The 9,705-nt window shown below is 72.6% G+C and carries 14 protein-coding genes and 1 tRNA gene; 13 read left to right on the top strand and 2 right to left on the bottom strand.

Going from position 1 to position 9,705, the window contains the following annotated elements; all coding sequences use genetic code 11:
• Positions 1-63 precede the first annotated feature (63 nt).
• The gene (locus VI078_16915; GenBank protein HEY6000969.1) at positions 64-1,056 is read right to left on the bottom strand and encodes a TPM domain-containing protein; all 993 of its coding nucleotides are present in this window, start codon (positions 1,054-1,056) and stop codon (positions 64-66) included.
• Entirely contained in the window at positions 1,053-1,706 is a 654-nt protein-coding gene (locus VI078_16910; protein HEY6000968.1) for a hypothetical protein, read from the bottom strand. Before VI078_16910 ends, VI078_16915 begins: the two co-directional genes overlap by 4 nt.
• 154 nt (positions 1,707-1,860) lie before the next feature.
• Here VI078_16910 and VI078_16905 point away from each other — a divergent pair.
• From VI078_16905 to VI078_16845, 13 genes are all read left to right on the top strand, one after another.
• Positions 1,861-1,935 (top strand) — tRNA-Thr (locus VI078_16905).
• A 66-nt stretch (positions 1,936-2,001) separates the two neighbouring features.
• Positions 2,002-2,565: a biotin transporter BioY gene (locus tag VI078_16900; GenBank protein HEY6000967.1), complete on the top strand. Its 564-nt coding sequence runs from the start codon at positions 2,002-2,004 to the stop codon at positions 2,563-2,565.
• A gap of 35 nt (positions 2,566-2,600) precedes the next feature.
• Entirely contained in the window at positions 2,601-3,329 is a 729-nt protein-coding gene (locus tag VI078_16895; protein HEY6000966.1) for a response regulator, read from the top strand.
• Complete coding sequence (locus VI078_16890; protein ID HEY6000965.1) at positions 3,326-4,243, top strand: histone deacetylase; 918 nt, start codon at positions 3,326-3,328, stop codon at positions 4,241-4,243. Before VI078_16895 ends, VI078_16890 begins: the two co-directional genes overlap by 4 nt.
• A 78-nt stretch (positions 4,244-4,321) precedes the next feature.
• Positions 4,322-4,861 (top strand): bifunctional nuclease family protein, encoded by a 540-nt coding sequence (locus VI078_16885; GenBank protein HEY6000964.1) that lies wholly within the window; start codon positions 4,322-4,324, stop codon positions 4,859-4,861.
• A complete protein-coding gene (locus VI078_16880; protein HEY6000963.1) occupies positions 4,851-5,147 on the top strand; it encodes a hypothetical protein in 297 nt (98 codons plus the stop codon). Before VI078_16885 ends, VI078_16880 begins: the two co-directional genes overlap by 11 nt.
• 106 nt (positions 5,148-5,253) lie before the next feature.
• Complete coding sequence (locus VI078_16875) at positions 5,254-5,547, top strand: integration host factor subunit beta (GenBank protein ID HEY6000962.1); 294 nt, start codon at positions 5,254-5,256, stop codon at positions 5,545-5,547.
• Positions 5,544-6,662, top strand: coding sequence for a bifunctional diaminohydroxyphosphoribosylaminopyrimidine deaminase/5-amino-6-(5-phosphoribosylamino)uracil reductase RibD (gene ribD / locus VI078_16870; GenBank protein HEY6000961.1), 1,119 nt, complete (start codon positions 5,544-5,546; stop codon positions 6,660-6,662). Before VI078_16875 ends, ribD begins: the two co-directional genes overlap by 4 nt.
• Complete coding sequence (locus VI078_16865) at positions 6,647-7,282, top strand: riboflavin synthase (GenBank protein HEY6000960.1); 636 nt, start codon at positions 6,647-6,649, stop codon at positions 7,280-7,282. Before ribD ends, VI078_16865 begins: the two co-directional genes overlap by 16 nt.
• Positions 7,283-7,296: 14 nt before the next feature.
• Positions 7,297-8,532, top strand: a complete 1,236-nt coding sequence (locus VI078_16860; GenBank protein HEY6000959.1) for a bifunctional 3,4-dihydroxy-2-butanone-4-phosphate synthase/GTP cyclohydrolase II — start codon at positions 7,297-7,299, stop codon at positions 8,530-8,532.
• 39 nt (positions 8,533-8,571) lie between these two features.
• Positions 8,572-9,060, top strand: coding sequence for a 6,7-dimethyl-8-ribityllumazine synthase (gene ribH / locus VI078_16855; GenBank protein ID HEY6000958.1), 489 nt, complete (start codon positions 8,572-8,574; stop codon positions 9,058-9,060).
• The gene (gene nusB / locus VI078_16850; protein HEY6000957.1) at positions 9,038-9,505 is read left to right on the top strand and encodes a transcription antitermination factor NusB; all 468 of its coding nucleotides are present in this window, start codon (positions 9,038-9,040) and stop codon (positions 9,503-9,505) included. The genes ribH and nusB overlap by 23 nt, the downstream gene beginning before the upstream one ends.
• A gap of 18 nt (positions 9,506-9,523) precedes the next feature.
• On the top strand, positions 9,524-9,705 hold a 182-nt coding region (locus VI078_16845), incomplete at its 3' end, for a hypothetical protein (protein HEY6000956.1).

Raw genomic sequence — 9,705 nt, 5'->3', positions numbered from 1 at the left:
ACCCGCAGGACCGTCAGGCGCGCGCGGCGCTGCGGCGGCTGGGCGCGGAGCCGTAGCCGCGGTCTACCAGCCCCCGGACGCGCCGCCGCCGCCCGAGCTGCCGCCGCCTCCGGAGAACCCGCCGCCGCCGCCACCCGAGCTGCCGCCGAAACTGGCGCCCCCGGATGACACCGTGAAGCCGCCGACCGTGGCGTGGCCCTTGGTCTTGAGGTCGAGCGCCGCCTTCTCGTACCAGGGCTGCCGGCGGACGATCAGCTTCGCGATGGGGAAGGCGGCGAGGTAGGTGGCGAGCAGCACGAACGCCCCCTTGGCCCCGAAGATGACGATGGGGAACATCGCCCAGAACGGGATGAGGAAGAAGTAGAGAAACCACCCCGACCGCGGGGTGAGCACGCCGAGCACGGTGAACAGGCCGATGATGCCGAAGATGAACGCGCCCAGGAGCACCCGCGTGTACCAGGGCATGTCGGGGGCGTCCATGCCCGAGAGGCCGTCGCCCGACGATGGCGTCCCGGGCTCCGCCGCGGGAGCGTCCGCGGGGACCGCGGATGCGTCCCCGGCGAGCGCACCGAGGATCGCCTGCACGCCGGCCTCGGTGCCCCCGACGTAGTCGCCGGTCTTGAAGCGCGGCGCCATCGCGTTGCGGATGATGCTGCCTGCCAGCGAGTCGGGGAGGACGCCCTCGAGGCCGTACCCGACCTCGATGCGCATGCGCCGGTCGCCCGTGGCGATCACCACGAGCACGCCGTTGTCCTTGCCCTTCTGGCCCAAGCCCCAGGTGCGGAAGACCTTCTCGGCGTATTCCTCGACGGTCTCCCCGCCGAGCGTCGGCACGGTCAGGACGACAACCTGGTTCGTCGTGCTCTGCTCGTGCGCCTTGAGCTGCGCCTCGATGCGCTCGCGCATCTCGGTGCCCAGGACGTTCGCGTCGTCGACGACCCGACCGGTGAGGTATGGGACCTCCGCCGCGGCGACGCCGGATGCGAGCGCCGCGACCGCCAGGACGGCAGCCAGCGCGGCGGATCCGACGAAATCGAGGCGGCGCCGGAGCCTCATCGCGCGTCGGCCTCCGTCAGCGGCCGGTCCGGCAGTTCGTTGGTGGCCGCGCCCGGCGCCGGCGCGAAGCCGCTGGCGACGAGCAAACGCTCCAGCGCCGCGAGGCCGGCGAGCAGCCCCTCGGGCAGGCGGCCGGCGCGCAGCGACGCGGCGATCGCCAGCTCGACGGACCGCCAATCTTCCTCGGCGACGCGCCCGCGGAAGCCCGCGTCGGCATGCACCACTGCCAGCCGTTCGAACGCGCAGGCGAGCAGGAGCACTCCGGTGCGGCCGCGGGTCGCGAAGAGCCCGCGCTCCAGGAAGAGCGCGGCGGCGCGCTGGCGCGCCTCCGCCTCCGCGCGCAGCGGCTCGAGAAAGAGGCGGGCGACAGGCGGCAGGAGCATCGTCTTGAGCGCGGCGAGGAGCCCGGCGGCGAGCAGCAGGACGGACGTCCAGAAGGGCGCCGGCTCGGGGACCAAGCCCGGGCGCAGCACAGTCGCGAGCGCGACGAGCGCGGCGGCGACCGTCGTGCCGAAAGCGAACGCGCGCCAGCGCAGGCCATGGTAGACGTCGGCGCGGCCGAGCGCTGCGACGACGACCTGCACGCCGGTGCGCGCTTCAATGGCCCGCACGCGCTCCTCGATGGTCCGAAGCTCCGCTGGATCCGGCATGGGGCGATTCTCCGCACGGCCGCCGGGAGAGTCAAGGCGGAGCGCCCGAGCCCGAACCGGGATCCGGCCTCCAACGCCGGGCCGCGCCGGTCTCCGTCCGCCGCTTGAATCCCGGGCCGGAGGCTGGTATAAGCATTCGTCCGATTGCGAACGGGCCGATGTAGCTCAGTGGTAGAGCAATCGATTCGTAATCGATAGGTCGTCGGTTCAATCCCGACCATCGGCTCCAGCGTCCGGAACGAGGGCTCGCCCCACACGGCGGGCCCTTTCCTTTCGGGGAGGACGGGGAGGGCGGATGCGCCAGCCGGCGGCGGGGCTCCACAGGGCGGTGCTTGTCGCGCTGTTTGCGGTCCTCACGGCGGTCGGGGCCTTCATCCGGGTGCCGCTGCCCGGCGTCCCCTTCACGCTGCAGGTGCCCGCGGTCCTGCTCGCCGGCGTCGCGCTGGGCCCGTGGCTCGGCGCCGCCAGCCAGCTCGCCTACATCGCCATGGGGCTGCTCGGGCTGCCGGTCTTCGCGTCGGGGGGCGGGCCCGGCTACGTGCTGACGCCGACCTTCGGCTTCCTCGTCGGCTTCGTGGCGGCGGCGCTGGTGACGGGCCTCGTCGCGGGCGACCCCGCGCGCAGCGGCACCCCGCGCGTGGCGGTCGCGCTCGCGCTGGGCATCGCGGCGATCTACCTCGTGGGCGTGCCCTGGTTCTCGTGGAATCTTGCGGTGTACCAGCACAAGACGGTCGCACCCGCCACGCTGTGGAGGTTCGCCTCCGTCCTGCTGCCCCTCGACCTCGTCAAGGCGGCACTGCTCGTGCCGGTCGTGCGGGCCATCCGCCGGCGTGGCGGCCTGGCGCCGCGCGGCGTTTGACGGGCGCGGCACGCCACGGGTACAGTAAACTGGTCATGATCGCGCGCAAGATCCTCCTCGTCGACGACGACGTCACGCTGCGCGAGTTGCTCGCCGACGCCCTCGAGCGCGAGGGCTACACCATCCTCCAGGCCGGCAACGGCGAGGAGGGGGTGGCGGCGGCCCTCAACGGAAAGCCCGACCTGGTGATCTCGGACATCGTCATGCCGGAGATGGACGGCTGGCAGCTCTGCCAGACCCTGCGCAGCCTGCCGTCGACGAAGACCGTGCCGTTCCTCTTCCTCAGCTCCCTCGACCAGGCGCCGCAGAAGCTGCGGGCGCAGCGCCTGGGCGCCGACGACTACATCACGAAGCCGTTCCACCTCGCGACGATCCTCGAGAAGGTCCGGACCCTCAGCGCGCGGGTCGACCAGCGCGAGAGGGTGCTGGCGGGCGGCGAGGAGCACGTCGCGATCGAGAAGCTGGAGACGATGCTCGTCGACACGCTCGAGTTCCTGCGCGCGACGCGCCGCACCGGCGTGATCTCGGTCAGCTCGGGCGCGGACAAGGGGCTGGTGTACATGGAGGCCGGCATCCTCAAGCACGCCGTTCTCGGCGGCAGGCGCGGCGAGGACGCGCTGCTCGGGATGCTGCACCTGCCCGGGAGCCAGGTGCACTTCAAGGAGGGCGCCTACCCGGACCTGCCGGCCAACGTGAAGGTCCCGTGGGAGGAGTTCATGGCGAAGCTCCTGGGCGGGGGGCAGGGCGGGCCGCACGCCCCATGACCGCGACGGGCTTCCTCTACGACCCGGCCTTTCTCGAGCACCGCACGCCCGCCGGGCACCCCGAGTCCCCTCACCGGCTCGCGCGCATCGTCGACCACCTCGACAGGAGCGGGCTGCGCGGGCGCCTGCTCGACGTTGCCGTGGGCCCGGCGGACCGCGAGAGCCTCGCGGCGGTGCACCGGCCCGAATACCTGGAGCGGATCGAGCGTCTTGGCGAGGGCTGGATCGACCCGGACACGTACTGCTCCCCCGGGTCGTGGACGGCGGCGGTGCTGGCGGCGGGCGCGGTCTGCCGCGCGCTCGACGCCTGCCGCGAGGGACGGATCGCGCGCGCCTTCTGCGCCGTGCGGCCGCCCGGGCACCACGCCGAGCCGGCGCGCGGGATGGGCTTCTGCCTCGTGAACAACGCGGCGGTCGGCGCCCGCTACGCGCAGCGGCTCGGATACGCGCGGGTCATGGTCGCGGACTTCGACGTGCACCACGGCAACGGCACGCAGGCCGCCTTCTACGAGGACGACAGCGTCTTCTACTTCAGCACCCACGAGTACCCGCACTACCCGGGCACCGGCGCGTCGGGCGAGCGCGGCATCGGGCGGGGGGCGGGCTGCACCCACAACGTGCCGCTGCGCGCCGGCAGCGGGGACGCCGCCATGCGGGAGGCCTGGGACGGGCTCTTCCGGGCCGACGTCGCGGCGTTCCGACCCGACTGCTGCATCGTCTCCGCGGGCTACGATCTGCACGAGGGCGACCCGCTCGCCGACCTTCGGGTCACCGACGACGGCGTGCGCGGCATCATCCGGAGCATCCTCGAGGCCTGCGCCGGCATCCCGGTCGTCTTCACCCTCGAGGGCGGCTACAACCTCGCCACGCTGGCGCGCTGCGTCGGCATCACGGTCGAGGAACTCCTGGGCTGAAGCGGCCCCCGCCGCGCGGCCCCTCATTTGCGCTGTTCCGACTCGGATGCTATAGTTTTTGCCGGAAGGACAGGAAACATGGACGATCAGGATCCCCAGCTCATGACCGTGCGCGGGCTGACGCTCGACCCGGTGACCAACGCGCCCATCGTCATCCTCAAGGCGGAGGGCGGGGCTCGGCTGCTGCCGATCTGGATCGGGCTCTTCGAGGCCAACGCGATCGCGCTCGTGCTGGAGAACATCACGTCGCCGCGGCCGATGACCCACGACCTGCTCAAGAACGTCATCGAGCTGCTGGACGCGAGCGTGCGGCAGGTCGTGGTCGACAGCCTGCGGGAGAACACCTTCTACGCCTCGGTCTACCTGCGCACGGGCGGGCAGGAGCGACGCCTCGACGCCCGGCCGAGCGATGCCATCGCGCTGGCGCTGCGCGCCGGGGCGCCGATCTTCGTGACCCGGGACGTGCTCTCGCGCACCAAGGAAGTCGAGCTCGTCGAGGACCTCGGCGAGCCCGAGCAGTGGCGCCAATGGCTCGAGCGCATCCAGCCGGCGGACTTCGGGGCCGGTGGCGGCCGCGGAACAGCGGATGATCCAGAAAGGAACGGACGTGCAGATTGACGACAACCTCAAGCCGCTTCTCGAGCACCTGAGCAACTCGCTGCGGGACGCCATCCGCGGCTCGGACCGGGTGCAGGAGCTGCTGCGGGAGATCGAGGAGCGCGGCCTCACGCCCAGCCTCACGCTGGGCATCGTGCTCGCCCGCACGGAGAGCGGCACCAAGGCCGAGGAGATCCAGGAGACGCTCATCGGTCCGGCGACCACCGACCGGCCGGTCTCGATCCGCCGCCTCTCGGCGTTCGACCGCAAGTTCCTGCGGGCGCTGCGCATCCAGATGCCGTCCTAGCGCCCGCGGCGCGGCGCGAAAATGATCGTTTGACCCCTGCGAGCCGCAAGCCTATAATCTTGAAAGGAAAATGGAAGTCCAGCGCCGTCCGGGGGAGGGAGAGGGAATGACGAAGTCCGAGCTCATCGAGCAGGTGGCGGAGAAGATCGAGGGCCTGACGAAGAAGCAGACCGAGGTCATCGTCAACGAGATCTTCGACAGCGTGAAGAACGCGCTGGCTTCCGCCGACGACCCGCGCGTCGAGATCCGCGGCTTCGGCTCCTTCAAGGTCAAGGGGCGCCGCTCGCGCGAGGGGCGCAACCCGAAGACCGGGAGCCAGGTGAGCATCAGCGCCAAGCGGGTTCCGGTGTTCAAGGCCGGCAAGGAGCTGCGCGAACGGGTCAACCGCGCCGCCCTGTGAGCGGTCGCCGCCAGTTCATGGCGCGGGCGCTCGCCCTCGCCGAGCGGGCCCGGGGCCGCACGAGCCCGAACCCGATGGTCGGGGCCGTGATCGTGGGCGGCGGCGCGGTGGTCGGCGAGGGGTATCACGCCCGCGCCGGCGATGCCCACGCGGAGACCGTGGCCCTCGCGGCCGCGGGGGAGGCCGCCCGCGGAGCCGATCTCTACGTCACCCTGGAGCCGTGCGCGCACCAGGGGCGCACCCCGCCGTGCGTCGACGCCATCGTCGCCGCCGGCATCGCGCGGGTCTTCGCGGCGATGCGCGACCCCAACCCGCTCGTGGACGGACGCGGGCTGGCGCGGCTGCGGGAGGCCGGCGTGGCGGTCAAGGTCGGGCTGCTCGGCGCCGAGGCGGCGCGCCTCAACGAGGTCTACTGCAAGCACGTCACGACCGGCCTCCCGCACGTGACGCTGAAGATCGGGATGAGCCTCGACGGCAAGACCGCCACGCGCTCCGGCGAGGCGCGCTGGATCACGGGGGAGGAGTCGCGGCGGCGGGTGCACGAGCTGCGCAACGTCACCGACGCGGTGCTCGTGGGCATCGGCACGGTCCTCGCCGACGACCCCGACCTGACGTGCCGGCTTCCCGGCACCGAGTGCCGCCACCCCGACCGCGTCGTCATCGACAGCCACCTGCGCATCCCCAACAAGGCGCGGGTCCTCGCGCACCGCAACAAGGGGCGCACGATCCTCGTCGCCGGGCCGCACGCGCCGGCCGCCCGCGTGCGCGAGCTGGGCGAGCTGGGCGCCGAGGTCGTCACGGCCGACGGCGGCGCCCGCCGCGTCGAGCCCGAGGCCGTGCTGCGGCGCCTCGCCGGCCTGGGCATCACGAGCGTCCTCGTCGAGGGCGGCTCCGAGGTCGCGGCGTCCTTCCTCGACGCCGGCGTCGTCGACAAGGTCGTCTTCTTCATCGCGCCGCTGCTCATCGGCGGGCGCGAGGCGCCGCCGGTGATCGGCGGCCGGGGCGCCGGCCCGCTCGCCGAGGCGCTCCGGCTGCGCGACGTGCGCTGGTCGCCGGCCGGCGAGGACATCATGGTCGAGGGGTACGTGCAGGAGCCGGCGTGTTCACCGGCCTGATCCAGGAGATCGGGACCGTGCTCGGCGCCGAGCGCCGCGCGGGCTTCCTGCGCCTGCGCGTGGGCTACGACCCGGCGCGCGGGGCGCTGCGGCCGGGCGACTCGATGGCGGTCAACGGCGTGTGCCTCACGGCGGCGGCGCTGGCCGAGGGTTCCTTCACGGCGGACCTCTCCGGCGAGACGCAGCGGCGCACGACCCTCGGCGGACTGCGGGCCGGCGCGAAGGTCAACCTCGAGCGGCCGGTGAGCGCGAGCGACCCGCTCGGCGGCCACGTCGTCCTCGGCCACGTCGACGCGGTGGGCCGCATCCGGCGGGTGCGGCCGGGGAGCGCGGGGCACGAGCTGCTGGTGGCGGCCCCCGCGGAGATCATGGCGCTGCTCGTGCCCAAGGGCTCGGTCGCGGTGGACGGCGTCAGCCTCACCGCGGGCGCGCTCGAGCGCGACGGCTTCTGGCTGTACCTGATCCCCGAGACGCTCGCCCGCACGACGCTCGGGGGGCGCAAGGTCGGCGACGAGGTCAACCTCGAGGCCGACTACCTGGCGAAGCTGGTGAAGCGGTTCGTGGACCGGATGCCGGCGGGCGCGGCGGGCGCGCGCCGGACCGACCACGCCGAGGATTAGGGAGGACCGAACGCATGGCAGGTGCGCGCACGCGCAGCACGAAGGGGCCGCTCGCGGACACCGCGGAGCTGATCGAGGAGATCCGCCGGGGCCGGATGGTCATCCTCGTGGACGACGAGGACCGCGAGAACGAGGGCGACCTGACGATGGCCGCCGACGCGGTGACGCCGGCGGCGGTCAACTTCATGGCCAAGCACGGCCGCGGGCTGATCTGCCTGACGCTCGAGGAGGCGAAGGTGCGCGCGCTGGGGCTGCCGCCGATGGCCGCGGACAACACGGCGCACTACGGCACGGCCTTCACGGTCTCGATCGAGGCGCGCCACGGCGTGACCACGGGCATCTCGGCGGCGGACCGCGCGACGACGATCCTCGCCGCGATCGCGCCGGACGCGACGCCCGACGACCTGGTCCGCCCGGGGCACATCTTCCCGCTCAAGGCGGTGCCCGGCGGCGTGCTGCGGCGCGCCGGCCAGACCGAGGGCTCCGTGGACCTCGCGCGGCTGGCGGGGCGCGCCCCCTCGGGGGTGATCTGCGAGATCATGAACGACGACGGCACGATGGCGCGCATGCCCGACCTGCGCAAGTTCGCGCGGCGCCACGGGCTGAAGATCGGCTCCATCGCCGACCTGATCCGCTATCGGCTGGCGAACGATTCGCTCATCCGGCGCGCCGCCGACGCGGTGATCCCGATGGGCCAGTGGGGCGACTTCCGCGCGATCATGTACGAGAACGACGTCGACTCCTTCCACCACCTCGCGCTGGTCAAGGGCGAGTTCGGGCCGAAGGACCGGGTGCTCGTGCGCGTGCACTCGGAGTGCCTCACCGGCGACGTCTTCGGGTCGCAGCGCTGCGACTGCGGCGAGCAGCTCCACCGCGCGCTCGACATGATCGTCGCCGAGGGCCGCGGCGTGATCCTCTACATGCGCCAGGAGGGCCGCGGCATCGGGCTGCTCAACAAGCTGCGCGCCTACGAGCTGCAGGACCAGGGACTGGACACCGTGCAGGCGAACATCCAGCTCGGCTTCAAGCCGGACCTGCGCGACTACGGCATCGGCGCGCAGATCCTCGCCGACCTCGGCCTGCACCACCTGCGGCTGATGACGAACAACCCGAAGAAGATCGTCGGCCTCAAGGGGTACGGGCTGGACATCGTGGAGCGGGTCCCGATCGAGGTGCGCCCGCACAGCCGCAACCGGCGCTACCTGAAGACGAAGAAGGCCAAGATGGGCCACCTGTTCGAGAAGGTCTAGCGGCGCGGCGCGCGCTTCAACGAGGGAGGGACGAGGGGCATGGGAACGGTGTTCGAGGGACGGATCGAGGGGAAGGGGCGGCGCTTCGCGATCGTCGTCTCGCGGTTCAACGACTTCATCACGGGCCGGCTGCTCGAGGGCGCGCAGGACGCGCTCGTGCGCAACGGCGTGGCCGCGGCCGACATCGACGTCGCCTGGGTCCCCGGCGCCTTCGAGATCGGCTTCGCGGCGCAGGCGCTGCAGCGGACCGGCGCGAAGAAGGGCGGCCAGCGCTACGACGGCATCATCTGCCTCGGCGCCATCATCCGCGGCGCGACGCCGCACTTTGACTATCTCGCGGCCGAGGTCACCAAGTGCCTGGCGCAGATCATGCTCGAGGGGCCGGCGCCGGTGATCAACGGCGTGATCCTGGCCGACACCGTCGACCAGGCGGTCGAGCGGGCCGGCGCGAAGCTCGGCAACAAGGGGTTCGCGTCCGCCCTCGGCGCCCTGGAGATGGCCGACCTTGCAGCCCGGCTCCGCGCCTAACGCCGCCCGGGGCCAGCGCCCGGGGCGGCGGCGGCAGGCGCGGGAGTTCGCGCTGCAGATCCTCTATCAGGGGCGCACCGGCGGCGGGCCGCTCGAGGCGAGCATCGCCTCCTTCTGGGAGAGCCAGGGCGTGCCCGCGCCGGACATCCGCGCCTTCGCCGAGGAGCTGGTGCGCGGCGCCGAGGAACACCGCGCCGAACTCGAGGAGCGCATCGCCGCGGTCTCCGAGCACTGGGACCCCGAGCGCATGGCGGCGATCGACCGGGCGATCCTGCATCTGGCGGCGTTCGAACTGCTTCACCGCGAGGACATACCGCCGAAAGTCTCCATCAACGAATACATCGAGATCGCCAAGAAGTTCAGTACCGAGGACTCCGGGGCGTTCGTCAACGGCATCCTCGACCGGATCTGGCGCGAGCACGGCGCCGGCCCGGGCGCCGGCTGACCTTCTGCACGCCGCGCCATGAGCCTCGCCTCCCTGCTGGCCGGGCAGCTGCGGGGCCAGAGCGCCTTCCTGCTCGGCACGCCCGGCGAGCTGCCGGCGCTCTTCGGCTGGCCGCCGCCGCGGCTGCCCGACGGCGTGCGGGATGCTGCCGGGGTCGAGCGCATCGCCGTCGAGCTCTCGCCGCGCCCGCGCGAGGCCTT

The organism is bacterium, assembly GCA_036524115.1.
In the GTDB taxonomy this organism is placed as follows: Bacteria; JAUVQV01; JAUVQV01; order JAUVQV01; family DATDCY01; genus DATDCY01.
The sequence above is the reverse complement of the archived record's forward strand: the minus strand, read 5'-3'. Positions and strand labels throughout refer to the sequence as shown.

What these genes read in the sequence shown, in the direction of transcription:
- VI078_16910 (HEY6000968.1), bottom strand. Translation starts at nt 1,706, where the DNA reads ATGCCGGATCCAGCGGAGCTTCGGACCATCGAGGAGCGCGTGCGGGCC.
- VI078_16875 (HEY6000962.1), top strand. Translation starts at nt 5,254, where the DNA reads ATGACGAAGTCCGAGCTCATCGAGCAGGTGGCGGAGAAGATCGAGGGC.
- VI078_16860 (HEY6000959.1), top strand. Translation starts at nt 7,297, where the DNA reads ATGGCAGGTGCGCGCACGCGCAGCACGAAGGGGCCGCTCGCGGACACC.
- VI078_16895 (HEY6000966.1), top strand. Translation starts at nt 2,601, where the DNA reads ATGATCGCGCGCAAGATCCTCCTCGTCGACGACGACGTCACGCTGCGC.
- VI078_16885 (HEY6000964.1), top strand. Translation starts at nt 4,322, where the DNA reads ATGGACGATCAGGATCCCCAGCTCATGACCGTGCGCGGGCTGACGCTC.
- VI078_16915 (HEY6000969.1), bottom strand. Translation starts at nt 1,056, where the DNA reads ATGAGGCTCCGGCGCCGCCTCGATTTCGTCGGATCCGCCGCGCTGGCT.
- ribH (HEY6000958.1), top strand. Translation starts at nt 8,572, where the DNA reads ATGGGAACGGTGTTCGAGGGACGGATCGAGGGGAAGGGGCGGCGCTTC.
- VI078_16900 (HEY6000967.1), top strand. Translation starts at nt 2,002, where the DNA reads ATGCGCCAGCCGGCGGCGGGGCTCCACAGGGCGGTGCTTGTCGCGCTG.
- VI078_16890 (HEY6000965.1), top strand. Translation starts at nt 3,326, where the DNA reads ATGACCGCGACGGGCTTCCTCTACGACCCGGCCTTTCTCGAGCACCGC.